This window comes from Chryseobacterium foetidum (assembly GCF_025457425.1).
Classification (GTDB): Bacteria; Bacteroidota; Bacteroidia; order Flavobacteriales; family Weeksellaceae; genus Chryseobacterium; species Chryseobacterium foetidum.
On record NZ_JAMXIA010000001.1, the window covers coordinates 3451889 to 3477016 of the forward strand.

The 25128-nt window shown below is 37.4% G+C and carries 25 protein-coding genes and 1 riboswitch; of the genes, 16 read left to right on the top strand and 9 right to left on the bottom strand.

All coding sequences use genetic code 11. The features are described from left to right. Position 1: 1 nt before the first annotated feature. The 7 genes from NG809_RS15990 to NG809_RS16020 all read left to right on the top strand — a co-directional run bounded on the left by NG809_RS15990 (position 2) and on the right by NG809_RS16020 (position 6291). Complete coding sequence (locus NG809_RS15990; RefSeq protein WP_262152269.1) at positions 2 to 703, top strand: hypothetical protein; 702 nt, start codon at positions 2 to 4, stop codon at positions 701 to 703. A gap of 109 nt (positions 704 to 812) precedes the next feature. Beyond that, the gene (locus NG809_RS15995) at positions 813 to 1952 is read left to right on the top strand and encodes a cystathionine gamma-synthase (RefSeq protein WP_262152270.1); all 1140 of its coding nucleotides are present in this window, start codon (positions 813 to 815) and stop codon (positions 1950 to 1952) included. Between the two features lie 214 nt (positions 1953 to 2166). Then, on the top strand, positions 2167 to 2616 hold the full coding sequence (locus tag NG809_RS16000; protein ID WP_262152271.1) for a GNAT family N-acetyltransferase: 450 nt from the start codon (positions 2167 to 2169) through the stop codon (positions 2614 to 2616). A gap of 64 nt (positions 2617 to 2680) precedes the next feature. After that, the gene (locus NG809_RS16005) at positions 2681 to 3184 is read left to right on the top strand and encodes a DinB family protein (protein ID WP_262152272.1); all 504 of its coding nucleotides are present in this window, start codon (positions 2681 to 2683) and stop codon (positions 3182 to 3184) included. Positions 3185 to 3339: 155 nt separating this feature from the next. Next, positions 3340 to 3768 (top strand): IS200/IS605 family transposase, encoded by a 429-nt coding sequence (tnpA, locus tag NG809_RS16010; protein ID WP_262152273.1) that lies wholly within the window; start codon positions 3340 to 3342, stop codon positions 3766 to 3768. A gap of 65 nt (positions 3769 to 3833) precedes the next feature. Continuing rightward, the gene (locus NG809_RS16015; protein WP_262152274.1) at positions 3834 to 4382 is read left to right on the top strand and encodes an L-threonylcarbamoyladenylate synthase; all 549 of its coding nucleotides are present in this window, start codon (positions 3834 to 3836) and stop codon (positions 4380 to 4382) included. 481 nt (positions 4383 to 4863) lie between these two features. Next, positions 4864 to 6291, top strand: a complete 1428-nt coding sequence (locus NG809_RS16020; protein ID WP_262152275.1) for a CCA tRNA nucleotidyltransferase — start codon at positions 4864 to 4866, stop codon at positions 6289 to 6291. An 80-nt stretch (positions 6292 to 6371) separates the two neighbouring features. Here the strand turns inward: NG809_RS16020 and NG809_RS16025 are convergent, their stop codons facing one another. The 5 genes from NG809_RS16025 to cdd form a co-directional block, all read right to left on the bottom strand. After that, positions 6372 to 7382, bottom strand: coding sequence for a T9SS type A sorting domain-containing protein (locus NG809_RS16025; RefSeq protein ID WP_262152276.1), 1011 nt, complete (start codon positions 7380 to 7382; stop codon positions 6372 to 6374). Between the two features lie 40 nt (positions 7383 to 7422). After that, positions 7423 to 8712, bottom strand: a complete 1290-nt coding sequence (locus NG809_RS16030; protein ID WP_262152277.1) for a T9SS type A sorting domain-containing protein — start codon at positions 8710 to 8712, stop codon at positions 7423 to 7425. Positions 8713 to 8739: 27 nt separating this feature from the next. Next, the gene (locus NG809_RS16035) at positions 8740 to 9864 is read right to left on the bottom strand and encodes a YncE family protein (RefSeq protein WP_262152278.1); all 1125 of its coding nucleotides are present in this window, start codon (positions 9862 to 9864) and stop codon (positions 8740 to 8742) included. Between the two features lie 15 nt (positions 9865 to 9879). Then, complete coding sequence (locus NG809_RS16040; RefSeq protein WP_262152279.1) at positions 9880 to 11901, bottom strand: TonB-dependent receptor plug domain-containing protein; 2022 nt, start codon at positions 11899 to 11901, stop codon at positions 9880 to 9882. A gap of 117 nt (positions 11902 to 12018) precedes the next feature. Beyond that, positions 12019 to 12154, bottom strand: a riboswitch (cobalamin riboswitch). Between the two features lie 47 nt (positions 12155 to 12201). Next, a complete protein-coding gene (gene cdd / locus NG809_RS16045; RefSeq protein ID WP_262152280.1) occupies positions 12202 to 12684 on the bottom strand; it encodes a cytidine deaminase in 483 nt (160 codons plus the stop codon). Positions 12685 to 13093: 409 nt separating this feature from the next. Between cdd and NG809_RS16050 the strand changes: the two genes are divergently transcribed. The 4 genes from NG809_RS16050 to NG809_RS16065 all read left to right on the top strand — a co-directional run bounded on the left by NG809_RS16050 (position 13094) and on the right by NG809_RS16065 (position 15316). Next, positions 13094 to 14140 carry an NADH:flavin oxidoreductase/NADH oxidase gene (locus tag NG809_RS16050; RefSeq protein WP_262152281.1) on the top strand — a complete coding sequence of 349 codons (1047 nt, stop codon included), beginning with the start codon at positions 13094 to 13096 and terminating at the stop codon, positions 14138 to 14140. A gap of 56 nt (positions 14141 to 14196) precedes the next feature. Continuing rightward, positions 14197 to 14475, top strand: a complete 279-nt coding sequence (locus NG809_RS16055) for a DUF2752 domain-containing protein (protein ID WP_262152282.1) — start codon at positions 14197 to 14199, stop codon at positions 14473 to 14475. Between the two features lie 19 nt (positions 14476 to 14494). Beyond that, positions 14495 to 14821, top strand: a complete 327-nt coding sequence (locus NG809_RS16060; RefSeq protein WP_262152283.1) for a CCC motif membrane protein — start codon at positions 14495 to 14497, stop codon at positions 14819 to 14821. Positions 14822 to 14983: 162 nt separating this feature from the next. Continuing rightward, entirely contained in the window at positions 14984 to 15316 is a 333-nt protein-coding gene (locus NG809_RS16065; protein ID WP_262152284.1) for a CCC motif membrane protein, read from the top strand. Positions 15317 to 15369: 53 nt separating this feature from the next. Here NG809_RS16065 and NG809_RS16070 read toward each other — a convergent pair whose 3' ends face one another. After that, on the bottom strand, positions 15370 to 15723 hold the full coding sequence (locus NG809_RS16070; RefSeq protein ID WP_262152285.1) for a winged helix-turn-helix transcriptional regulator: 354 nt from the start codon (positions 15721 to 15723) through the stop codon (positions 15370 to 15372). A gap of 263 nt (positions 15724 to 15986) precedes the next feature. Between NG809_RS16070 and NG809_RS16075 the strand changes: the two genes are divergently transcribed. Continuing rightward, positions 15987 to 17051 carry an NADH:flavin oxidoreductase gene (locus NG809_RS16075; protein WP_262152286.1) on the top strand — a complete coding sequence of 355 codons (1065 nt, stop codon included), beginning with the start codon at positions 15987 to 15989 and terminating at the stop codon, positions 17049 to 17051. A gap of 507 nt (positions 17052 to 17558) precedes the next feature. After that, positions 17559 to 17915, top strand: a complete 357-nt coding sequence (locus NG809_RS16080) for a hypothetical protein (RefSeq protein WP_262152287.1) — start codon at positions 17559 to 17561, stop codon at positions 17913 to 17915. A 97-nt stretch (positions 17916 to 18012) separates the two neighbouring features. Here the strand turns inward: NG809_RS16080 and NG809_RS16085 are convergent, their stop codons facing one another. After that, positions 18013 to 18342, bottom strand: a complete 330-nt coding sequence (locus NG809_RS16085) for a hypothetical protein (RefSeq protein WP_262152288.1) — start codon at positions 18340 to 18342, stop codon at positions 18013 to 18015. 355 nt (positions 18343 to 18697) lie between these two features. Here NG809_RS16085 and egtD point away from each other — a divergent pair, with 355 nt between their 5' ends. Together egtD and egtB are read left to right on the top strand one after the other, a co-directional pair. Beyond that, positions 18698 to 19675 carry an L-histidine N(alpha)-methyltransferase gene (egtD, locus tag NG809_RS16090; protein WP_262152289.1) on the top strand — a complete coding sequence of 326 codons (978 nt, stop codon included), beginning with the start codon at positions 18698 to 18700 and terminating at the stop codon, positions 19673 to 19675. Positions 19676 to 20050: 375 nt separating this feature from the next. After that, positions 20051 to 21241 carry an ergothioneine biosynthesis protein EgtB gene (egtB, locus tag NG809_RS16095; protein WP_262152290.1) on the top strand — a complete coding sequence of 397 codons (1191 nt, stop codon included), beginning with the start codon at positions 20051 to 20053 and terminating at the stop codon, positions 21239 to 21241. Positions 21242 to 22033: 792 nt separating this feature from the next. Here egtB and NG809_RS16100 read toward each other — a convergent pair. Continuing rightward, positions 22034 to 24037 carry a BCCT family transporter gene (locus NG809_RS16100; RefSeq protein WP_262152291.1) on the bottom strand — a complete coding sequence of 668 codons (2004 nt, stop codon included), beginning with the start codon at positions 24035 to 24037 and terminating at the stop codon, positions 22034 to 22036. A gap of 414 nt (positions 24038 to 24451) precedes the next feature. Between NG809_RS16100 and NG809_RS16105 the strand changes: the two genes are divergently transcribed. Then, positions 24452 to 24685, top strand: a complete 234-nt coding sequence (locus NG809_RS16105) for a hypothetical protein (RefSeq protein ID WP_262152292.1) — start codon at positions 24452 to 24454, stop codon at positions 24683 to 24685. Between the two features lie 85 nt (positions 24686 to 24770). On the opposite strand, the gene NG809_RS16110 is transcribed toward NG809_RS16105, so the two are convergent. Beyond that, positions 24771 to 25043 (bottom strand): DUF1294 domain-containing protein, encoded by a 273-nt coding sequence (locus tag NG809_RS16110; RefSeq protein WP_262152293.1) that lies wholly within the window; start codon positions 25041 to 25043, stop codon positions 24771 to 24773. Positions 25044 to 25128 lie beyond the last annotated feature (85 nt).

Here is a 25128-nt window from a genome sequence, read left to right on the forward strand (position 1 = left end):
TATGTTTTTGTTGCATGATTTTTTCAAGTTTATTAAATTAAAAAACAGAATTAATCTATTTTCTTTTTTTCTTGCTTTTATCGTAAGTGTAATTTTTGTTGTAATATTTAACCTTACATCAAATCCAATTGCCTGGTTAGTAAGTTTGCTGATTTTTTACTTTGTATTTGTTTCTTTGTTGGAAAAGAAAATTTCTGGAAAGTATTTTAAAAATAAAAAAGACATTATCGGTTATATTTTTTACAGGGAATATTTTGGAGAGAGTAAATTTGATATTCATAAAAATTTTTCAAAAGAAGAAATTGAAGAATTTATAAAAGATTTAGATTGCAAAGAATTTATTTTAAAGAATAAAATTCAAAGCGAATTTTCTTTCAGAAAAAATAAAGATTATAACATTTTAAAATTTGAAGGTCCACATTTAAAACAATATACGAGAGAAATTCCTTGGGAAATAATATCATGGAAATATTCTTTTCAGGATGACGACAGTATCGAAGAATACTTAGAAATTGAATATGTGAATGAGCAAGGAATAGTAATTAAAGAAGATATTATTACCGAAAGAATCAGTCAAAAAACATCATTTCATCTCTTTTTATTATTTGTAATACATGATTTGAAATATGGACAAAGACTTTCTCTTCAAAGAGGCTATTACATGAAGAAAAGAAGCTCTTTTAAAATTGATGCATTTGGATAAATATTACATTCAGAAAAGTACATAGAAAAATAATTTTGGAATTTGTATTTTGGTAGCTCGTTAAAACATCCAGCTTCCATCATCCAGCTTCTAACCAAAAATATAAAAAATGAATTTCAACACTAAAGTAATACACGGAGGGCAACATCACGAATCTGCAACGGGTTCGGTAAATGTTCCTGTTTTTTTAACGTCAACTTTCGCACAGAAAAGTCCGGGAGTGCATTCAGGATATGAATATTCAAGAGCGGCAAACCCTACAAGACAGGCTTTGGAAGACTCTTTGGCAAGCATCGAAAACGGAGCGAGAGGTTTGGCTTTCGGTTCCGGTCTGGCTGCGATCGACTGTGTTTTAAAATTATTAAATCCAGGCGATGAGGTTGTTGCCGTGGATGATTTATACGGTGGAACGTACAGAATGTTTACGAGACTTTTCGAAAAATATCAGTTGAAATTTACCTTCGTGAATTTTGATGATGCTTCAAAAATTGCAGATGTAATTACTGATAAAACAAAATTAATCTGGGTAGAAACTCCAACGAATCCTTTGATGAAACTGGTTGACATCAAAGCAGTAGTGGAAATTGCGAAAGGAAAAGATATTTTAGTTGCAGTGGATAACACTTTTGCAACGCCATATCTTCAAAGACCAATCGATTTGGGAGCTGATATTGTGATGCACTCAGCGACAAAATATTTAGGAGGTCACTCAGATGTGATTGCAGGAGCTTTGATTGCTAAAGACGCTGAACTGGGAGAAAAACTTCACTTCATTCAGTTTGCAAGCGGCGGAATTTTAGGTCCACACGATTCTTATCTGGTTTTAAGAGGAATTAAAACTTTAGCATTGAGAGTCCAAAGACATTCTGAAAACGGAATGGCTGTGGCAAAATACCTTGAATCTCATCCTGCAGTTGCACAGGTTATTTATCCTGGATTGGAGTCTCATCCGCAATATGAACTGGCAAAAACTCAGATGAAAGATTTTGGAGGAATGGTTTCTTTCACTTTCAAATCGGGAAAAAAAGAAGATGCAATTAAGTTTTTAGAGAGAGTAAAAGTATTCACTCTTGCTGAATCTTTGGGAGGAGTAGAGTCTTTGGCCAATCATCCTGCATTGATGACTCACGCTTCAATTCCTGCTGAAAAACGTGCTGAACTGGGAATTACAGATGACCTGGTACGTCTAAGCGTTGGAATTGAAGATGCGGAAGACCTGATTGCAGATTTGGAAAAAGCATTTTCGTAAAATAATAAATCATTAACATCCGCCTCACAGCGGATGTTTGTGTATTTGCTATCATATCATCTTTTTACGATAAGAAATTTTTGGAATTTCACAAAGAGTAGAATGCCTTGTGAACCCTGTGAAAAACCATTGTGCTCTTTGTGGTAAAATATGAATTAGGACAAATTAGAAATGATAATGCAGGCAATCATTTATTTTTACTTAAATTTTTAAAATGAAAAACACAAGAAAGGCTACCCTTCAGGACTTACCTCAATTGACCAAACTGTTTGATCAATACAGAATTTTTTATCATAAAGATTCTGATATTCCTGCTGCTGAAAATTTTTTGAAAGAAAGAATTGAAAATAAGGATTCTGAAATTTTTGTTGCTGAAAATGAAAGTAAATTAGTGGGCTTCGTGCAATTGTATCCATTATTTTCTTCAACGAGAATGAAGCGGTATTGGTTGTTGAATGATCTGTTTGTCAATGAAAACTATCGTGGAAAAGGTTTTTCAAAACAGTTAATCGATGAAGCCAAAGAGTTGGCAAAATCTACAAATTCAGCAGAAATTCTCCTCGAAACCGGAAAGTCAAATGATATTGGAAACCAATTATATCCAGCTTGTGGTTTTGACCTATACGATGACGTGAATTTTTACGAGTGGACAAATAATGAATGATAATTGATAATTAATTAAATATTAGATCATCAATCATCATTTATCATTAATCAATTATATATTTATGACCGATTTCCAAAAATACATTCAAAGATATTTAGATTTAATTCCATCAGAAAACTGGTTGAACGAGTTAAGATTGGTGGGTGAGAAAACTGTTTCTCTGTATTCTTATTTGACAGAAGAACAATCAAAATTTGCTTACGCAGAAGGAAAATGGACTTTAAAAGAAGTTCTTTTGCATTTATCTGATACGGAAAGAATTTTTCAGTACAGAATTTTAGCTATTTCAAGAGGAGAAAAATCGGAATTACCTGGTTTTGATGAAGAAAATTATGCAGCAAATTCATTCGCAAACGATAGAAGTTTGGAATCTTTGCTGGAAGAATATCAATGTGTGAGAAAATCGTCAGAGATTTTATTGGAAAACTTAAATCCTCAAGTTTTAAAAAATACAGGCATTGCCAATGGAAACCAGATTTCTGTAGAAATCATTTGTAAATTAATTGTTGGTCATAATATTCATCATTTGAATGTGGTGGAGGAAAGGTATTTGCCGGAATTGTAAGCAGTTGCTTTACTCGTAATTCTTACTCAAAATCCGGAATTTTTTCACAATACTTAATCAATAGGAACGGGCTTTAGCCCGTTTTCTCATTTAAATGTTGCATTGGCTTTAGCCAAAATCTAAAAAAAATACTATTTTTAGCGAAAACAACACAAATGCCTTTCATTAAAATTTATATTCATATCGTATTTTCTACTGATAACCGAACTCCATTTCTAAATACTACAGATTTACGAGTGAAAGTTTGGAAGCACATTAAAGAAAATGCATCGGATAAAGGGATTTTTATGGACATGGTCAATGGGTATTGCGATCACTGTCACTGCCTGATTTCTTTAGGCTCAAATCAAAATATAGAAAAAATTGTTCAATTGATTAAGGGTGAATCTTCTTATTGGATTAATAAAAATAATCTAACAAAAGAAAAATTTTCATGGCAAGACGAGTATTTTGCGGTTTCAGTTTCTGAGTCGAAAATAGAATTAGTAAGAAATTATATTAAAAATCAGGAAAAACATCATCAGCATAAAAGTTTTGAAGACGAGTTTCAAGAGTTCATTGAAAAATATAATTTTAAAATGTAAGTTTTGGCTAAAGCCTAATGAATGCTTAATTTTGAAGGCGGGCTAAAGCCCACCCCTATTGAATTATGGAAAACATCATCAACATATTAAAATCCGGCGGAACCATCCTTTATCCTACCGATACCATCTGGGGAATCGGCTGTGATGCCACAAACGTCGACGCCATCAACAAAATCTTCGATATCAAAAAGCGCGAGAAAAACAAATCCATGATTATCTTGGTGGAAACAGAGAAGAGATTGCAGGATTTGGTAGATGTTCCGGAGATGGCGTGGGAAATTATGGATTTAAGTGAAAAACCGGTTACTTTAGTGTATCAAAACCCAAGAGGTTTGCCTCAGGAATTGCTTGCAGAAGACGGAAGTATCGGAATTCGTCTTGTAAAAGATTTGTACTGCAAAAAGCTGATTACAAAACTTAATAAGCCTTTGGTATCTACTTCAGCTAATTTCAGTGGCGATAAAAGTCCGTTGAAATTTTCAGATATTTCAAAGGAAATAATTGATTTGGTAGATTATGCTGTGGAAGAAAACAGAGAGAAAGTTTCAGAATATTCAGGTTCTTCGGTGATAAAAATCTGGAGTGATAATCGCATAAAAGTATTGAGAGAGTGATGTGGTGTCGCACAGATTTCACAGATTTTCACGGATTTTTTATACGTATTGTTTAAAACTTAATCTTTAAAAATTCCTTCGGTGCGCCCAGAATGAAGTTTATAAGATAATTATAAATAAACGATGTCAGGCTGAGCCTGTCGAAGCCTTCAGTCTTATGTGCTCTAGATATTTTCAAAGTATTAAACTTTAAAACTCATGTGACTCATGTGTCGTAAAATCTTTTGTGACTTTGTAGTATGAAGTACATTTATTTTATTTCACAGATTTAAACAGAGATTTCAGACGTTCACACAGAAAATCTTTGATTTTCAATCTCATGTGCTCTAAATATTCTCAAAGTATTAAACTTTAAAACTCATGTGACTCATGTGTCAAAAAATCTTTTGTGACTTTTGACTTCGTCTAATTTTCAATTTGTGGTTTAGAAACTTACAGTAAATATTTATCTTTGTCCATTAATTATCATCCCGCATAAAAAATGTTCATCAACCTCAATCAAAATCAAAACCTCAAACTTTTCAAAATCATTTCTGAAGTCGCAGCGGCAAACAATCAATCGGTGTACATCGTTGGCGGTTACGTGCGTGATCTTTTAATGAAAAGAAAAGCATCAACGGATATAGATTTTGTAACCGAACAGAGCGGAATTGAATTGGCTCAAAATGTAGGTAAAGAAATCGATCCGAAAATGAAAGTTTCCGTTTTTAAAACCTACGGAACGGCCATGATCAGATACAAAGACCTTGAACTGGAATTTGTTGGTGCCAGAAAAGAAAGCTACACCGAAGACAGCCGCAAACCGGAGGTGGAAGGAGGAACCATTGAAGACGATCAGAAAAGAAGGGATTTCACCATCAATGCGATGGCGATTTCTTTAAATAAAGATAATATCGGAGAATTGATTGATCCTTTTGATGGAATCGGCGATTTGCAGAAGGAAATCCTCAGAACACCTTTAGAACCGGCACAAACCTATTCCGATGATCCGTTGAGAATGATGAGAGCAGTTCGTTTTGCATCAACTTTAAATTTTACCATCGAAGAAAATTCTCTTGAAGCCATAAAACAGGAAGCTGAAAGAATCAAAATTGTTTCCATGGAAAGAATTATGGTTGAATTTAATAAAATCATGCTTTCTAAAAAGCCTTCTGTGGGTTTAAAATTAATGGAAGAAACAGGTTTAATGAAATTAGTTATTCCTGAATTGATTGATTTAAAGGGCGTAGAAGAAGTGGAAGGTCAAACGCACAAAGACAATTTTTATCACACTTTGGAAGTGGTTGACAATATTTCAGAAAATACCGACAACCTTTGGCTTCGCTGGGCGGCACTGCTGCACGACATCGGAAAGGCACCAACCAAAAAATTCGTGGAAGGAACAGGCTGGACTTTCCATGGGCACGAGTTTTTAGGTTCAAAAATGGTAAAAACTTTATTTCAAAAACTGAAATTACCTTTGAATGCAGATATGAAATACGTTCAGAAAATGGTAAAACTTTCATCACGACCAATTGCTTTGGTTACTGATGATGCTTCAGATTCTGCATTGAGAAGGCTTTTGTTTGATGCCGGAGAAGATTTGGAAGATTTATTTACACTCTGCAAGGCAGATATTACCACCAAAAATTCCAGAAAACAGGAAAGATTTAAGAAAAATTTCCAGTATGTGGCTGTTAAGATAAAAGAAGTTGAAGAAAAAGATCAGGTAAGAAATTTTCAGCCACCGATTTCCGGTGAAGAGATTATGACGATGTTTAATCTGAAACCTGGAAGAGAAATCGGAATTTTAAAGGAAAAAGTAAAAGAAGCAATTCTGGAAGGCGACATTGGAAATGACAGTGAAGAAGCCAGAAATTTCGTAATTGCTGAAGCTGAAAAAATTGGTTTAAAACCAGTAAAGATTTAATAAATCCAAAATACAATAATCAAAAAACCTCTTTCAAAATCAATCGAAAGAGGTTTTGTTATTTTAGAGATGATAACAAATTATTTTGAAACAATCAGTTTCAAATTCTGCTTACCATTTTCGTTTTCAAACTGCACGATGTAGTTTCCGTTTTTTAAATCTGAAATGTTCATCGCTCTGTCAACCGTTTTGCCTTGTTTTACCAACGCTCCGGTAATGCTGTAAATTTTCACTAAGATGTCCTTATCTGTAGTAATCTTGATAAAATCTGTTGCAGGATTAGGATACAAATTAATCTTAACTGGTGCTTTTTGATTTTCAGCAGTTGCCAAAACAGCAGTGTATTCGTTAATTACTCCCACGGCATTCAAGTCAAATCCTGATGATGCAAAAGGAGTAGGGAACGGGTCAATTGCCACATTTCCATAACTGTCAAACGTTCTGTAGCCTTCAACATTGCTGCCTACAACATCAATAATTTTCACATGGGTAATCTGAGATTTATTTAAAAGCGGATTATCCGGAATATCACTGATGTCAAAAGGAGTTCCGAAGCCTGAGATATATTTTCCTGCAAAATTATTCAGGTATGTTGCATCCATTGTTGCAAAACCAGGTCCGCCCGCATCAGGCGCATTCTGTACATAATCTGCAGGATATTGATTGTGAGAAGGGAACCGGAAAAAGTTGGTTCCGTCTGAGCTCACTTCCACGAAAGCAAGCTCTAAAAAAGCTTTCCCGGTTTGGTTAGACATAAACCCGTTTTCAAATACTGCAAAATCAAATCCGCTGTCGTTGGTAATTGGTTTGGCAAAAGTAAGAACAGCCGTTCCGCCGTCACCAAGACAAACCACAGAACTGTTGGGTGCACCGATAGCACTTTCAGGAGTTCCAACTGATGCATAAGCTGTCTGTGAACCGTTAATTTGTTGCAACCCTCGCACAACAGTTGCTCCCGTTGCCCATGATTTAAAAAGCGGACTGGCAGCCGGAATTGCCGTTGTTCCCGTAACATTGGCCTGTGGAGGATAGGTTTGAGCATCCAGAAAATTTACACCAATAAACGCAGCTGCGATGAATATATTTTTCATTTTATTTCTTTAAATTATTCCTTAAATTATTTATATTCAATTATTTAATGATGAATTTCTCAATTGTCTGAATGTTTTTTCCTGAAATCTGAATGATATAATTTCCTTTATTTAAGCCTGAAACTGTGATTCCGTTTTGATAAACACCGGATTTTACGATTCTTCCTGAAAGATCAACAATTTTAAACTGCGCTCCGTCAGCATTTTTCACATATAGAATATCTGAAACTGGGTTTGGATAGATTGAAATCACATTATTTACTTTCGTCTCAGCTGTTGCAAGACTTCCGGGAACAAATACATTCTTGTAAATATTGTTGATTGATCTTGTGGTGGTAAATGTATTTAATAGTGTTCCGGTTTGGTTGTAAACATTTAATGTAGAATTGTTAATATAGTCATTAGCATTTCCCTGAAAAATTTTCCCGTCGATTGCTGCAAAACCATAGAAATCACCGCTGTATCCGCTAGCGGCCGTAGTGAAAATTGGCGTACTGCTGAAAGTTGCCAAATCTGTATTCAAAGAATATACATTGGTTCCTCCTGCAATAAACAGTTTTGTTCCGTCTGTTGTGAATTTTAATCCGTCATATTGGCTAGCAGGTAACACCGCAGCATTTGTTATGCTTGAAGTTACTGTATCTGTTGTAGTATTGATTTTGTATACTGTAGATCCCGCAGATCCTATACATAATGCAAAAATATCGTTTCCAACGACAATGATAGACTGTAATCCCGGGCTCAACGTGATAGTGCTTGTGATTGCATTAGTGGCTGGGTTGATTACTTCAATGCTGTTTCCGGCTCTGAAGGAAGATTTGTTTACATAAACTTTCCCATTTGCCGTTACGAGTTCTTCAGGCTCCTCACTTAAAGGAATGCTGGTGATATACGCTAAAGTAGTTGCATCGTGTACAGAAACGTAATGTACCGCATCAGCATAATCTCCCGCATTGGTTGTAAAAATCTTCCCGTTGGCAATCGTAGTAGATCTAGGTCTGTCTATGTTACTGGTAATAGTCGCAGATTTTAAAAAGCTTGATCTGTTGGCAACAACTATTTTGTTTGAATTGTTCAAAACCAGATAAGATTTGTCTGCATTAAAATAAATTGACTGCAAAATATCCCCCAAAGCCTCACCATTATTGGCTAAACTGTATACGTTGTTCGTTAGGTTATTATTGGCATCGATATAGGAAATTTCTCCGTTTGGCGTACCGTAATTACCTTCATTAGCCACGATATACCCGTTTGAGTATTGTGCAGACATCAATGCGAATCCTGCGACTGTGAAGCTTAGTCTTAAAAATTTTGAGTAAAATTGTTTCATTTTTCTTGAATTATTTTTGATTTTAAATTATTTGTATAAAAAAGTTAAATGTCCCGGAATATCGCCGGTCTGTACTTTCCATTTCAGTTTTCCGAATTTGTTGTAGCAGAAAAGCTCGCCGGATGAAGTGTAATCTTTGGCATCACCAATAAAAATATCCCCGTTTTCAGGATTGGCAGCGATACCGTAAGGAATTACAATTTGAGACTGAGTTCCGTCTGTGATGAAATTGCTGCTCGTTTGTGCAAAAGTATCGGTATTGATAATTCCGTAGCCGCTTGATGTTCCACTGGAAGTATATTCGTAACTGAAATAATAAAGCCTGTTTTCGATAATTGAAAAATCACTGATATGCAGATTTATTTCTTTTACAACCTGATCGTTCTGAGGATTTAAAACATAAGTTTTAGCAGGAATATTTCCGAAATTGCCTCTTGAAGTCACCCACAGTTTTCCGGTATCATCTTTTTTAATTTTACTTAAATTGATGGCAACAGGAATTTTTTTAATCTCCGTAAAAGTGTTAAGATCAATTACAGAAACCGTGTTGTCATAATCGGGATAGCTGTACCCGCCGGAGTTGGCAACGTATAATTTATCGCCTACCACCTCAAGTTCATCCGGCTGTTTCCCAACATTAACCTGACCTACGATTTGCAAAGTATTTACATCCACTTTTACCACATAACCAGGCTGCGATACGCCTACCGCACCTCCATAAGATGTGATATAAGCATAATTGCCATGAAAATTAATGTACCTACAGTTTGGAATTTTTATCTCGCCGATGTGTTTTGCCGTTTTGGCATCCATCACTTCAACAAAATTTGAAAGATTAATTACTGCATACAGTTTATCCTTATACACTTTAATGTCATTTCCCACGTCGCCAAGGCTGTTAACAACATTTGGGTTCTGGGCATTGTAATAATTTTTGGTGAAAGCTCCCGTGGTGTAATCAAAGAAATCTATTGAAGCTTTGTTGCTGCCCATATTTCCTTCATTCAATACATAAAGCCCTTTAATGTTGATGTTTTCAGGTTCCTGAACTCCCGAAACCGTTGCTCCGTAATTGATATAATCGTAATCTTCTCTACAAGAATGAATGCTGAGAATAAAAAGAAAAGCTAAAAGTATCTGTATATTTTTCATTTTTAAATTCTGCTTTTAAAAGTTGACTCTCAAATTAACCCTGTAATTTCTGCCCGGCATAGGATAATTTTTAATCACGCTGTAGTTTTGGTCTAAAAGATTATTCACCTCAAGTCCGAGTCTGAATTTCCAGCCCTTAAGTTTAAATTCACGTGTACCCGAAATATCACTGCTGTACCATGGCTGCTCATAATTTTCTGGAATATTCTCAGACATATTGTAACGCTCGCCTACATAGATGTAGCTGTAATTCAGCTGCCAGTCTTTGTAAGTAAGCCCCAACAGCATGCTTCCGTTGTGCTTTGCAGTATATGGAATCTGATTTCTGTAATAAGAAGTAATGTTGCTTTTTGTGATATTTAAAGCTTCTGTAAAAGTATAGGTAAAACGGCTGCTGAATAACAGATTTTCAGAAAGCAGCCAGATCGCCTGTGCCGAAACATCTGCGCCTTTAATTTCAACTTCACCCAGATTCGTCATTGTCCAGCGGAACTGCTGGCCTTTCGGATAAGAGATAATTTTATCCTGAACCCTGTTGTAATAAGCATCAGCGATGATATTAATATTCTGTAAAACGCCTGTTTCAAAATCTTTATTAAAGGTAAAACCTAAATCGTACTGATTGGTAAATTCAGGTTTCAGCTCCGAACTTCCGACTTCTGCGTAGTACAGATCATTAAAAGTTGGCATTCTGAAAATTCTTTTATAAAAACCATGGAATTTGAAATCTGCTGCAAACGGCTGATAGGAAGCGAACACAGTCGGTGTAAATTCCGAACGGTTTTGAGGAACGGAAAATGTAGTGTTTTCAATTTTCTCCTGAACAAAAGTTCCCAAAACACTTCCCTGAATTTTAAATTTATTGAAATCAAACTGTGTAGCCAAAGCAATCAGTTCGGTATGTCTTTGAGGGTACGCAAACTGACGTAAGTTGGCATCCAAAGTATTGTATTGATAATCTGCCGAAAGATTGATCTTCCAGAATTTATACGGGGAATACTGTTGTGCTGTAGAAACATAAAATTCCTGTTGCTTGTAAATATTGTCAATAAAAAGTGGCGTTCCTCCGGGATTGTCATTGTAATATCTTGTATAATCATCAGCAAATTTAGAATTGATCTGAAACTTGTATTTGGACGAAATTTCCTTCTCGAAACTTCCCTGTACAAAAAAGTTTTTATCCCATTGTCGGCTTGATGAAATATCTCCGTTTCTGATGATTGCTCCCGGAACACCTCTTTCAGAATCGTAGTAGTAACCTTTGAGTTTCCAGATTCCGTTGTTGATTTTTCCGAAAACACCGGCTTCAGCACGGAGGGATTCGATGTCACCGTTTTCTCTGATGCCGCTTCGTTCCCAACCCAGACTTCCGTCGGGTAAGGCAACTTTTTGATGAAATTTATACCGTCCATGACCTGTAAGATATTCTGTATTTAAAGAAATACTGATGTTCTCCGTCAGTTTCTGCTCTAATAAGATGGAAGGATTTACCACACCAAAAGATCCCGAGCGGTAATTAAAATTGACATTCGTTTTCTTTGAACCTGAAAAAACCGGAGTTCTGCTTCGCAAGTAAATAGATCCCGAAGAACCAAAGTCTTTGGCTGCCTGAAAAATTTCGCTTTTCTGTCCGTTATAAAGTGAGATGGATTCTAAGTTATCTAAAGAAAATCTTCCAAGGTCAACGGTTCCGTTTTGAGCATTGCCAATAGGAATTCCATCGTAGAAAACCCCAACATGCTGCGTTCCCATCGCACGGATATTTACTGTTTTCATACCGCCAATTCCACCATAATCCTTCACCTGAATTCCGGAAAAATAGCGTACAGCATCCGCAACAGAAGTACTGTTGAGCTTCTCAAGTTCAGTTCCTGAAAGTTTTTGTGAAGAAATTACCCCTGTTTCCTGTCGCTTTCTGTTGAAGATAATATCCCTGATAACTGTAGTTTCAATACTGTCATTTTCTGTGTTTTGGGCAAAAACAGAAGAAGGGCTGGCGAGCATCACAAGCAATGCGGAAGAGTAAAAATATTTCATTCAGTTCAAATCAAATCAGTAAGAATCGCTGTGAATGAAAAGGTAGAAGGTAATAACCTGTTTTGCGTAATGCAAAAAGGAAAAGAGACCGACTGCGCTTCATTCCACGAAAGCTTCATCAAAAAAATGCTTTAGAAAGGTATCTGACTTATATTTTCTGAATTTCAGAAAAATACTTACAGTAGCGGGTCTGCTTCGGATTCACACCGAATTCCCTTTTTAAAACGTTGCAAATTTAAGCTTTTAAATAAGAACTGACAATGAGAAATTGATAATTTAGGAATGACTTTTTTACAGAATCTACAAAAAGCTGGAATCAAAATAAAACGGAAGCAAATCTTTCACGGAACTCACCTTATAAATTTCATCTGTAAGACTCGCAAAATAGATCTCAATATTCTGGTTCTGTTTCGTTTCGTATTCCATTAAACTCTGACGGCAGTTGCCACACGGTGGAATAGGAGGTGTTTTTTCTGTAGATTTTCTCGGACCGCCCACAACAAAAATTTTACTGATTTTCTCATTCGGAAAATTGGCAGCCACCCAGTAAATGGCCGTTCGCTCAGCACAAAGACCCGATGGAAATGCAGCATTTTCCTGATTGTTGCCTGAAAATATTTCACCGTTTTCAAGAAGCACAGCGCAGCCCACCAAAAAATGGGAGTAGGGAGCGTATGCATTTTCCCGTGCTTTTTTAGCAGCTTCCAAAAGGGAAATTTCGCTTTCGGTCAACTCGTTTTGTGCTGTAAAGTGCTCAAAACTGATCTGAAAATCTTTTTTCATTCAAATTAAATAAAGGGAGCTAAAAGTAAAACAATTTTCAAGGCTGGCAAAATATCTCAGAGATTATTCAATATTTAAAATTCAATATTCAATGTTCATGAATTGTTCTTATCAATTATATAATGCGAGGAGCTTCAAAATAATTAGCATTACAAAAATTCCTACTCATCACATCACTTGCGTATCAGACCCGTAGGGTTTAATATGAATAACCATAGGTGAAACCTATGGTTAAAGAACACTTACATGAAACAGAACCCGCAGGGTTCAACAATTTTAAACCTTAAACCTTAAACCTTAAACCTTAAACCTTAAACCTTGAATCTTCCATCTCCCGCCTTCCATCTTCCAACAAATTCCCCAACTTTCACTCTTATTTCGTATTTTTAAATTTTTAAAACAAAACTTCATGTTATACACACCAATCAACTTCAGAAATGTAGAACTGAAAAACCGCTGGGTAATGTCGCCAATGTGCATGTACAGCAGCGATAACGGACTTGCCAATGACTTCCACTTTGTACATTACGTAAGCCGTGCCCAGGGCGGAACCGGACTAATCTTCGTGGAAGCCACCGCCGTGGAGCCAAAAGGCAGGATCACCAATCACTGCATGGGAATCTGGAATGATGAGCAGGCAAATGCATTGAAACGAATCGTTGATTTCGTGCATCAGAATACAGAATCCAAAATAGGAATTCAGCTGGCACATGCAGGACGAAAAGGTTCTACATGGGAAAACAAACAGATTTCTCTCGAAGAAGGCTGGGAAACATTAGCTCCAAGCCCAATTCCTTATCACCCGACTGAGAGAATCCCTCATGTTTTAAGTGTTGAGGAAATTAAAGAGCAGGTTCAGAATTTTAAAATTGCTGCGAAAAAAGCTGTAGATGCAGGTTTTGATGTAATTGAAATTCACGCGGCACACGGCTATTTGGCTCATCAGTTTCTTTCACCGCTTTCCAATGTAAGAACGGATGAATATGGCGGGAGTTTTGAAAACAGAAGCCGTTTTTTACTTGAAATAGTAGATGCTGTCAATGAAATACTGAATGAAAATGTTGCATTGTTTGTAAGAATTTCAGGAACAGAATATGCGGAAAACGGTTGGGATATTGAAGACAGTGTAGCTCTTGCAAAAGTTCTTAAAGATCACAGCGTTGATTTAATAGATGTTTCAAGTGGTGGAAATATTCACGGTGCAAAAATTGAAGTTAAACCATTGTATCAGGTTCATTTATCGGGTCAGGTGAAAAAAGAAGCGGATGTAAAAACAGGAACTGTTGGATTAATCACAAGCGCCGAACAGGCCGAGTATATTATGGGACAAAATGAAGCAGATCTTATTTTTGTGGCAAGAGAAATTCTGAGGAATCCGTTTCTGGCAGTACAGAGTTCGTTTGCAGCTCACAAAGACTGCTTCTTTCCCCACCAGTATCTCCGCGCAAAATTATAATTAAAATACAACTTCCATCCTCAACCTTAGCCTCAACCTTAACCTCAGCCTCAAAAATGAAAATTGAAGAATACATGTTATCCTGTCCGAGCAAGAAATTTTTAGGAATAGAATGTTTCGGATGTGGCACCCAAAGGGCAATTGTATTGGTTTTTCAAGGGAAATTTGTGGAAGCTTTCCATATGTTTCCGGCGGTATATACGCTTTTGCTCTTTTTTATGACCGTAATTCTCACGTTTGTAGACCGAAAAAGAAACTACGGAAATATTTTGGTTATTTTAGGAATACTTAATGCACTAATCATGGTAATTTCTTATTTTTATAAACGAATTTAAACTATTACACAAATTTATTATGGAACAACAAAAATTACCAAATGCAACCACGGTGTTGGTTTTAGGAATCGTATCAATCGTAGGAACATGCTGCTGTACTGGTCTCGTCGGAGTAATCTGCGGTTTAATAGGGATGAACTTATACAAAAAAGACAAAGTTTTGTATGATCAGAATCCTGCTTCGTACACAGATTTCAACAATCTGAATACCGGTAGAATTTTATGCATCATCGGATTGGTTTTAGGAGCTATTCAGCTTTTGTATTTCGTATACATTCTTGCTACCATCGGCTGGGAAGGTTACATGGAACAGATGCGTGGAATCACCAACATGGGAAGAGGCTAATTAAAGAAAAATAATAATATTAACTGGAAGACCGCTTAATTGCGGTCTTTCTTTTGATGAGAAAAAAAAGATTTAAGGAGAGTGAATAATTTCATTAACTCTAAACTTAATCTTTTTCGCTGTCAGATTTTAATCAAATAAAAATTTAAACACTTTATAAATATGAATCAACAAAGTTTACCAAATGCTACGGCAGTTTTGGTCTTAGGAATTTTATCACTTGTATCATGTATCTGTTACGGAATTCCCGGTATCATCTGTGGCGTAATCGCACTGATCTTGTACAGTAAAGACAAGAAACTTTACATGAAAGATCCGCAACTCTACAACAACTACAGCAACCTGAATACCGGAAGAATACTGGCTATTATAGGTTTGGTCTTAGGAGCGCTGTTTTTAGCATTTATGATTTTCTATATTTCTCTTATAGGTATGGAAGCACTTTCAGATCCGGAGCTTTTGCAGGAAAGGATGAGAGAATTGCAGGACAATTAAAATAGTAAACAGAAGAAAGACCGCTCAAATTAAGCGGTCTTTCATTTTATTATTTATGCTGTAACAATACAGTCTTTATCATACTTTTTATCGGGATATTTTGCTTCCCATTCTTCAAGCTGAAACATGATAGGCAAAAGAGCCAAGCCCTTTTCAGTCAGCGAATATTCCACCCGCGGCGGGATCTCCTTAAACTCCTCGCGAATGACCAGACCATCGGTTTCCATCTCTCTCAGCTGATCTGTAAGCACCTTCCTGGAAATCACATTGATGCGTGCGGCAAGCTCACCAAACCTAAGTTTGCGGTCTTTAATCACCAGCACGATAATGGGTTTCCACTTACTTCCCAATGCCGCCATCGCTTTCCCGAGCGGACAGCTGTATGCCATCAGTTCATTCTTTTTCATAATAATACAGATTTTAGTTTAGTTTTAGTTGTTGTAGTGCTAAGTTATTAATTAACTTTTAAAGTTTTTATTAATAATCTGATTTTCATCTGAATAATAACATACTAAACTCATTAAAATCGCCTGTTGTTGATTTATACATTCGGTTACTTTTAAGTTACTATCAAATGTTACTGCAAAGTTACCACTTTTTTACACTTGTAAGATACAAATACAAACTATTATTAGTTACTTTGTGTAACAATTAGAAAACATTCAAGAAAATGAGCACACAATCGTTATTTAAACCATTTACATACAAAAATTTAGAACTCAAAAACAGAATCGTCATGGCTCCGATGACCAGAGCACAATCTGACAATGGAGTTCCGACACAGAAGATAGCAGATTATTATGCAAGAAGAGCAGAAGCTGAAGTTGGATTAATTCTTTCTGAAGGAACTGTAATCGACAGACCGGCTTCAAAAAACATTCAGAATATCCCGGATTTCTACGGAACTGAAGCATTAAAAGGCTGGAAAAATGTAATTGATGCTGTACACGAAAATGGCGGAAAAATGGGACCACAGATCTGGCACGTTGGAGATACCAGAAGTTCAGAAGACTATCCTTTGGTAGAAATGGAAAAAGCTTCCACTATGACATTGGAAGACATTAAAGACACCATCGCCAAATTTGCAGAATCTGCGAAGGCTGCCAAAGATTTAGGCTTCGATGTTTTGGAAATACACGGAGCACATGGATATTTAATTGACCAGTTTTTCTGGGAAGGAACCAATACAAGAACCGATGAATACGGTGGAAAAACCATTGCGGAGAGAAACCGTTTTGCTGTAGATGTTGTAAAAGCGATCAGGGCAGCAGTTGGGGAGGAATTCACTATTATTTTAAGACTTTCTCAATGGAAACAGCAGGATTACACGGCAAGAATCGCTAATACGCCTACGGAAATGGAGGAGTGGCTGTTGCCATTAAAAGAAGCAGGAGTCGATATTTTCCACTGTTCACAGAGAAGATTTTGGGAAGAAGAATTTGAAGGTTCTGATCTGAATTTTGCAGGTTGGGCAAAGAAAATTACAGGTCAGCCAACCATTACAGTAGGTTCTGTAGGTCTTGATGGCGATTTTATGAAAGCTTTCGCAGGAGAAGGAACAGAAAAGAAAACCGATTTTTCTGAACTGACACGCAGACTTGAGAGAGGCGATTTTGACCTTGTAGCCGTAGGAAGAGCAATCCTTCAGGATCCTGAATGGGTTTTAAAAATCAAAGACAACAAAACAGAAGAACTCGAGAATTTCTCGGCAGAAAGTCTTGCAGTATTATACTAAACCAAAAAAGATATTGATTTTGACAGATCAATTCAATACATAATTTACCTATTTATTTTTTTCTAAAACAACGCGGTTTTCATCATTTGAAAGCCGCGTTGTTCTTCTATTTGAGATCATTAAACACCCAAAGTCTGGAATTATAGATTTCATGATTTCAATAGAAACGGGCTTTAGCCCATTTATATAATGAAAAACGAAAATAAGGCTTTAGCCGAAACTTATATGGAAATATGATTGTCTATTTTTGATTATAATGCAAAATCAGCAGTCAATTTGTCATTCCGTAGGAATCTCAACATTCTTTAATAAAGTAGTTTAGATTCCTACGAAGCGACAAACAAACTTTTAAAATCTAAGTTATTACTAGGTACGGACATTCGTTTAAAATTTAATTAATTCCACAATTTTAAACAAAAAACTGAATATGATATGATTGCTATTAATTAATTACAATTAGTCAATAATCACAATTGCCTACATTTGCAGTCATTAATTTTCAAAAAAATGACAGTTCACGATTTAGTTGGCAGCTATATTATTCAGGGAAGCAATCAGGTGGAGGAAGATGATTTTACCTATCAGGGAATATTGACTTTAGACACAGACGAAAACAACCGGATCATCGCTGAATGGACGATCGGCGATCATACTCAAAACGGAGAAGGTTTTTTTAAAGACGATATTTTAGTTATCAATTTTAGATATGAAGGAGATGAGGGTGAAATTTTTAAAGGAGTTGCAGTCTACAGATGCATCAGGGAGAATGTTTTGGATGGGTTTTGGTATGAAAAGCATGGCGATCCCCGCTACTTAGGAAGCGAATATGGTGTAAAAATTCATAATTCTGAATATTTAAATTAAACTGCAAAATCAGTTGAACTATATTTTAAAAAAAAAACTTTGGCTTTCAGTTAATTCCGAAAGCCAAAGTTCTTAGTAAAAAATAATCTGTATTGTTTTATCTGTGTCTGATTCCACGTTGGTGGTAATCTACAGAAGGTTTTGGAGCATCATGATTTTTAAAATCTGATTTAATTTTTGCCGGATCAAAATGTCCGTGGGTATCTTCAATACTTTGCGCAGGCGTCTGGTATTTAACCTCTTTACCGTTTTTGAAATACCGGTTATCAATAGTACGGTAGATTTGATCTTCAGCATAAAAGTTTCCATCTGGTGCTGTAAAAGTTTTGGGGGACTGTGGCTTCTTTTTCCGGAATCCAAGTACCGTAATTCCACCTACCACTACCGCTGCTGCGATGCCAAGTGCAAATTTCGCTGGTGTTTTCATATTGTTTTGATTTTGAGGATAAACACACAAATTGCTTGCCAACACCGATTCAAAAAGTGAGATGAGGTAGCCGCGCACAGATCACATTCATACTTCAAACTCCCAAGTTCATACTCTATATCACGCCCACTCAAAGATTTTCTCCAAAAACAAATCCAAAAAAAAAACCCCAAACCCTCCGCATTCGAAAACTCCAAAAACTCTCAAACTCTCAAACTCTCTAACCTTCGCACCCCGCATCCCGCATCCCGCATCCCGCATCCAACACCCCGCACCCAACCAAATACCACATTTCCAAATTCACATCACCCTCGGCAAGATACTTGCATTGAAAAATAAACCAAATCAAATTATTATGAATTCACCCTGCGAAACGGCACCTCTCCTTGAGAAAAGCCCAACGCAGACTTTCCTGAAAGATGTACTTGAAGGTCTGTCTGCCCACCCCAAAAAACTTTCTTCCAAATATTTTTACGATAAAAACGGCGACCATCTCTTCCAGCAGATTATGGCTATGCCTGAATATTACCTGACGAAGTGTGAACTGGACATATTCAAAAATAAAACCCAGGAATTAGCAGATTCTATTGATTACTCAACACCTTTTGACCTCATTGAGCTGGGAGCGGGCGATGCCATGAAATCATCATTTCTATTAGAACATCTGTGTAATCTCGATTGTGATTTTAACTACATGCCTATTGATATCTCAGGAAACATATTATCTGTTTTGAAAGAAAATCTCACTGAAAAAATTCCTGCACTGAATATTATTCCGTTGGAAGGCGATTATTTTGATATGCTCGATGAAGCAACGAAACTTTCAGAAAGAAGAAAAGTTGTTCTTTTTCTTGGTGGAAATATCGGAAATATGTCCAAAGATGAAGCGGTTAATTTCTGTACAGAATTAAGAAAAAGATTCAGTCCCGGTGATCTTCTGTTAACAGGTTTTGACCTGAAAAAAAATCCACATACTATTTTGGCAGCGTACAATGACGGGGCAGGAATCACTGCTGCATTCAATCTGAATCTTCTTGCAAGAATGAACCGTGAACTCAATGCGGATTTTATTCTGACGAATTTTGAACATTATCAGACCTACGATCCTACATCAGGAGCCTGCAGAAGCTTTTTAGTGAGTCGTTTCGACCAGACAGTTCATATTGGAAATCATACAGTCGGTTTTAAAGAAAATGAATTGATTGATATGGAAATCTCACAGAAATTTTCACTTGAAGACATTCAGAATATGGCTAAAAAATCATGGTTCAGAATCGTTGACGAAATTAAAGACTCCAAAGGCTGGTTCGTAGATTCAATTTGGACTGTTTAAATAAGTTTTAATATCTTGATTAGAGTTTAGTAAAAAAATTGTGAACTCCGTGTCTGGATTTTATTGGGCATAAACACTTAAATATACGAGTGTTCGTTTTTTACCACAATGCAAAATATGTAGTGTTTTTGTCATTCTGTAAGAATCTATAATGCTTTGTTTTAAGTCTGTTGAAATTCCTACGGAATGACAAACAAACTGTAAAATTAAGTCATTATCAATTACGGACAGTCATTTTAATATAACTAAAAACAAGCTTCATTGATCTTATACGAGCAAAGCGGCTTAGTGAACCTTTCAAAAGTTAGCAATAAAAATTCTCTGTGAACTCTGTGTTCAGATTTACACCAAACAAAATAAATTAAACTGAAAATAATGGAAACAACAATATCAGCTGAAAAAAGAGGTCAGGATCTTACGGCCTCCGAAAGATTTACCCAAGTCAGAAACCGTTCGGTAGATATTTGCAGACCCCTCGAAACTGAAGATTACGTAGTACAGCCCATTGTTGATGTGAGTCCGCCCAAATGGCATTTAGGTCATACTACATGGTTTTTTGAAACCTTTTTGTTGCTGCCCCATTTCCCGGACTATAAAGTTTTTGATGAACAATATAATTTTGTTTTTAACAGCTATTATGAAACAATAGGAGCGAGGGTAATCCGCACAGACAGAGGAAATTTAAGCCGTCCGTCGGTAGCTGATGTTTTCAAATACCGTGAATATGTAGACGGTCACATGAATGATTTTCTCAACAGCAGCTTTTTTAAAGACGAACTTGAAGCATTGGTACAATTAGGTTTAAATCACGAAGAACAGCATCAGGAACTGTTGGTCACCGACATCAAATATATTTTGGGACACAACCCGCTCTTCCCCGCATACACCAATGAACAAGTGAGAGAAAAACGCCCTGAAGTTTCCGCAGAAATGATTCAGATCCCTGAAGGTGTTTATGATATTGGTTTTAAAGGTGAAGGATTCTGTTTTGATAACGAACTGGGCGGACATAAAGTCTATCTCAATGATTATGAAATTTCCACTGAACCGGTAACCAACCGTGAATACCTGGAATTTATGATTGAAGGAGGTTACAAAGATTTCAGACACTGGCATGCCGAGGGCTGGGACTGGGTTAAAATGAACAGTGCCCATTCACCGCTCTACTGGCACAATGTCGACGGAGTCTGGATGAATTACACATTTAACGGATTACAGGAAATTGATCTTTCAGAACCTGTCTGTCACATCAGTTTTTTTGAAGCTTCAGCATTTGCATCATGGAAAGGCATGAGACTGCCCACAGAAGCAGAGTGGGAGGTTGCCAGCGACCATTTCGACTGGGGAAGACGCTGGGAATGGACCAATTCTGCCTACCTTCCATATCCTGGATTTAAAAAAGAAGCCGGAGCAGTAGGAGAGTATAATGGTAAATTTATGGTCAATCAGATGGTCCTCCGCGGAGCTTCAGAAGCCACCCCGCCCGACCACAGCCGCAAAACCTACCGTAATTTTTTCCCGACAGGATTGCAGTGGCAGTTCACGGGAATACGATTGGCGAAGTGATTCGGGATTCGGGATGCGGGGTTCGGGATTGAGGGTTCATGATGCGAGATTTAAGATTCAAGATTCAAGGTTTGGGATGCGGGATTCGAGTTTCGTGATGCGGGATTCGAGTTTCGGGATAGATTCGAGCTTCATGATGCGAGATTTAAGATTCAAGATTCAAAGTTCAAGGTTCGTGATGCGGGATTCGAGTTTCGTGATGCGGGATTCGAGTTTGGTGCTGCGGGATACGATATACGGGGTTTATGATGCGAGATTTAAGATTTAAGATTCAAGATTCAAGGTTCGGGATGCGGGATTCGAGTTTGGTGATGCGGGGTTCAAGTTTCGGGATGCGAGGTTCGAGTTTCGGGATACGAGATTCGAGCTTCATGATGCGAGATTTACGATTCAAGGTTCAGGATTCGGGATTTAAAAATAGAGTTTCTGGGTCAAGCGTTTCGTCAATTCAATTTCACCCCGAACGGACGTGACCTAGCATCCCTCATCCAACCCCCGCATCCCGAAACATACATCGCACATCGCACATCAATCATCAATCATCAATCATCCGACACCGCGCATCCCGCACCTCGAAACACGCATCCCGTATCAATTATCAATCATCATTTATCAATCACACAACCTCCCGCATCCCGAAACACACATCGCACATCAATCATCAATCATCAATCATCCGACACCGCGCATCCCACATCCCACATCCCGCACCCCGAAACACGCATCCCGCATCAGTCATCAGTCATCAATTATCAATTATCAATTATCAATCATCCAACCTCCCGCACCCCCTCACTTAAACCTATGATTCGCATCGCTGCTCACAAACATCGTATTTTTCTCTTCGGAAATAATATCGATAAAGCGTTCATAATGTTTCAGCACGTCTGAGATCAGTTCATTTTTGGTGAATAATTTTACATCATAACCCTCCCTGTTGTCGCCAAAATAAGATTTTGGAAAATAGACACGGTTTTCTTCGGCATCGGGCAGATTCTCTTCATTCAGGAGAAATTCAGATACCATTTTAGACTCACTTCTTACTCCGTAGATGAAATTATTGATGAGGTCATATCTGATCTCAATTTCCAGTTGTTTAGGATTTTCGTCTGCATTAATTTTAGCATCGATTCCGTTCGCTTTAAATTCGTTTAAAAGATCTTCGAAAGCATCATTTGCGGTAGTTTCAATATACTGATCTGCAGATGCCACATCTTTAAAGGAGACAATCTGCTTCAGTCTTTCTTTCCAGTGCTCCCCAGACCAGGGAACGGTGGTGGAGGCAAAATCTTTTTCGTAATAATTTTTATCGATCATCAGAGCCTTAACCAGACTCACAATGAACAGAAGCATAATAACAGAAAAGGGCAGGGCGGTGATGAGGGTCATGCTCTGCAAAGCTGCCAATCCGCCTGCATTCAAAAGCATGAGGGCGAGTACCGAGAGCAATATTCCCCAACCGACGGTTTGCCATTTGGGAGAAATTCTGGCATTTTTTGTGGCGATATTGTTCATTACAAAAATCCCGCTGTCGGCAGAGGTAACGAAGAAAATTAAAATAATGAGGATCACAAAAAGGCTCATCAATTCTGTGAAAGGCAGGTATTCCAAAAACTTAAACATAAGTCCGTCTGCATCGCTGGCCATTGCGCTCAAGGCACCTTCAGCACCATTCATATCCAGCCAGATCGCAGTATTTCCGAAAACCGACATCCAGATAAAATTAAAAAGGGTAGGAAGAATTAAAACAGCGGAAACAAATTCTCTGATGGTGCGGCCTTTTGAAATCCTTGCGATAAAAAGTCCCACATACGGCGACCATGATATCCACCATGCCCAGTACAGAATCGTCCAGTCATAAAACCAGGTCTGTGTTCCTTCTTCATAGACGTGTGTATTGAAAGTGAGCGAGAAAAAGCTGTTGAGATAGGTTCCGATTCCTTCGGTAAAACTTCCGACCAGATAAACCGTAGGTCCTGCAATTAACACAAATAACAGCAAAATAACTACCGCAATAATATTGATTTTACTCAGTAATTTCACTCCTTTATCCAGGCCGCTGACTGCTGATAATACAGATAAGCTCACCAAAACTGCTACAATAACTGCCTGATACAGAAAACCTGTTTCAGGAAGAATATTCATTTTCACCAATCCTGAATTGATCTGCACTACGCCAAATCCGAGGGTTGTGGTAATACCGAAAAAAGTACTGCAGAGTGCAAAAACATCAATTATATTTCCCCATCTGCCTTTTATTTTATCTTTCAGTAAAGGATAAAAACAGCTTCGCAGAGATAGCGGTAGACGGTAGCGGTATGAAAAATAGGCGAGTGCCAAACCCACGACACCATAAATTGCCCACGCATGCACGCCCCAGTGAAAAAAGGTGTAAAGCTGTGCATTCTGTGCCCGCTGTACCGGAGCTTTGCCCTCAAAGATAGGGTTGGAATAATGTTGCATTGGTTCTGCTACACTGAAATACATCAGTCCGATTCCCATTCCCGCTGCAAAAAGCATCGACAGCCATGAGAAAAAAGAATAGTCGGGTTTACTGTCGTTCCTGCCCAGACGGATGTTACCGTATTTTCCGGTCATAATATACACCAGAAACACAACGAAAATAGTCACCGCCCAAACATAGATCCAGTTCAGATTCACAAAAATAAATCCTTTGACTACCGTAAGAAGCGCATCCATCATTTCCGGAAACAGAGCCGAAATCAGACATATTCCGACAATAAAAATCAGGCTGGGAACCGTAATTCCTTTTTTGAGTGTAGTTCTGAGCTGCATATTGGTGTGTTTATGAGATATAAATGTAGGAATAAACAGGGAAATTAATCTAAATAATGACCCCTGCTTTGTCACTGTAAGCGATTCTTCTGCCAATCGTAATAAAACACACTTCACACTATAAAATTTATAATTGAACTAAATAATTAGATTGACAATCAATAAAGAAATAGTCAGACAGGAATTGTATTTTCCGGACAACATAATCCGATTGTAATCATCAATCATCAATCATCAAACATCAATCATCAATCATCAATCATCCAACACCTCGCACCCCGCATCCCATATCCCGCATCTCGTATCCCGAACCCCGCACCGCGCACCAACAAATCCCAAACAAAAAATACCACATCACCATCATTTTACTATTCAAGGCATAGTTCTTGTTAGTAAAACACCAAACCACTCACAATGTATACTTACGATCAATTTTTAGAACTCGACAGCGAGACACAGCTGGCTTTGGTACAGACCGAAGGCAGAATTATAGTAGAACAGAGATGTTCAGATTTCCATTCTATCATCTATGGATTGCAGAATTTCAACGTAGAACTGGTGGATGATATGAAGACAGGTAAGGTAAAAATCAATCGAACCTACCGCAACGTCAGCCGTGAGAATGTGCGTCCCGTGTACTACAAATAAGACACCAACTCAACATTATATATGAAAAACAGGCTGCCTCACGAGGTTGCCTGTTTTTGTTTTATAGCTGATATCATTCTAAAATTTATTGAACCGTAAGGTGTTCTTTTAAAAGAAAAATAAGAGCCAACTGTACAGCCACCACCAATACCAGTTTAAGGATAAATGTTTTTTTTGCGTATTTATGTCTGAAGAAGGTCATCCCGATCAGAGCTCCAAAAGTACCGCCCAAAAATGTAAGCATAAGCAAGGCGCTTTCCGCTATTCTTTTCTTTCCGTTTTTTGCCAGCCGCTTATCCCATCCGAAGGCAAGGAAGGTGAGGAGGGTTATGATGATGAGGTAGAATTTTAGGGGCATGGGATGCTTTTAAAGTTGCAAGATAGGTAATTGAAAGTATTGAACCTTTGATAATACAAACTATTTGACAAAAAGAAACCTGAGA

Coding starts and splice junctions, on each gene's coding strand:
- NG809_RS15990 (WP_262152269.1), top strand. CDS start 2: ATGTTTTTGTTGCATGATTTTTTCAAGTTTATTAAATTAAAAAACAGA.
- NG809_RS15995 (WP_262152270.1), top strand. CDS start 813: ATGAATTTCAACACTAAAGTAATACACGGAGGGCAACATCACGAATCT.
- NG809_RS16000 (WP_262152271.1), top strand. CDS start 2,167: ATGAAAAACACAAGAAAGGCTACCCTTCAGGACTTACCTCAATTGACC.
- NG809_RS16005 (WP_262152272.1), top strand. CDS start 2,681: ATGACCGATTTCCAAAAATACATTCAAAGATATTTAGATTTAATTCCA.
- tnpA (WP_262152273.1), top strand. CDS start 3,340: ATGCCTTTCATTAAAATTTATATTCATATCGTATTTTCTACTGATAAC.
- NG809_RS16015 (WP_262152274.1), top strand. CDS start 3,834: ATGGAAAACATCATCAACATATTAAAATCCGGCGGAACCATCCTTTAT.
- NG809_RS16020 (WP_262152275.1), top strand. CDS start 4,864: ATGTTCATCAACCTCAATCAAAATCAAAACCTCAAACTTTTCAAAATC.
- NG809_RS16025 (WP_262152276.1), bottom strand. CDS start 7,382: ATGAAAAATATATTCATCGCAGCTGCGTTTATTGGTGTAAATTTTCTG.
- NG809_RS16030 (WP_262152277.1), bottom strand. CDS start 8,712: ATGAAACAATTTTACTCAAAATTTTTAAGACTAAGCTTCACAGTCGCA.
- NG809_RS16035 (WP_262152278.1), bottom strand. CDS start 9,864: ATGAAAAATATACAGATACTTTTAGCTTTTCTTTTTATTCTCAGCATT.
- NG809_RS16040 (WP_262152279.1), bottom strand. CDS start 11,901: ATGAAATATTTTTACTCTTCCGCATTGCTTGTGATGCTCGCCAGCCCT.
- cdd (WP_262152280.1), bottom strand. CDS start 12,684: ATGAAAAAAGATTTTCAGATCAGTTTTGAGCACTTTACAGCACAAAAC.
- NG809_RS16050 (WP_262152281.1), top strand. CDS start 13,094: ATGTTATACACACCAATCAACTTCAGAAATGTAGAACTGAAAAACCGC.
- NG809_RS16055 (WP_262152282.1), top strand. CDS start 14,197: ATGAAAATTGAAGAATACATGTTATCCTGTCCGAGCAAGAAATTTTTA.
- NG809_RS16060 (WP_262152283.1), top strand. CDS start 14,495: ATGGAACAACAAAAATTACCAAATGCAACCACGGTGTTGGTTTTAGGA.
- NG809_RS16065 (WP_262152284.1), top strand. CDS start 14,984: ATGAATCAACAAAGTTTACCAAATGCTACGGCAGTTTTGGTCTTAGGA.
- NG809_RS16070 (WP_262152285.1), bottom strand. CDS start 15,723: ATGAAAAAGAATGAACTGATGGCATACAGCTGTCCGCTCGGGAAAGCG.
- NG809_RS16075 (WP_262152286.1), top strand. CDS start 15,987: ATGAGCACACAATCGTTATTTAAACCATTTACATACAAAAATTTAGAA.
- NG809_RS16080 (WP_262152287.1), top strand. CDS start 17,559: ATGACAGTTCACGATTTAGTTGGCAGCTATATTATTCAGGGAAGCAAT.
- NG809_RS16085 (WP_262152288.1), bottom strand. CDS start 18,342: ATGAAAACACCAGCGAAATTTGCACTTGGCATCGCAGCAGCGGTAGTG.
- egtD (WP_262152289.1), top strand. CDS start 18,698: ATGAATTCACCCTGCGAAACGGCACCTCTCCTTGAGAAAAGCCCAACG.
- egtB (WP_262152290.1), top strand. CDS start 20,051: ATGGAAACAACAATATCAGCTGAAAAAAGAGGTCAGGATCTTACGGCC.
- NG809_RS16100 (WP_262152291.1), bottom strand. CDS start 24,037: ATGCAGCTCAGAACTACACTCAAAAAAGGAATTACGGTTCCCAGCCTG.
- NG809_RS16105 (WP_262152292.1), top strand. CDS start 24,452: ATGTATACTTACGATCAATTTTTAGAACTCGACAGCGAGACACAGCTG.
- NG809_RS16110 (WP_262152293.1), bottom strand. CDS start 25,043: ATGCCCCTAAAATTCTACCTCATCATCATAACCCTCCTCACCTTCCTT.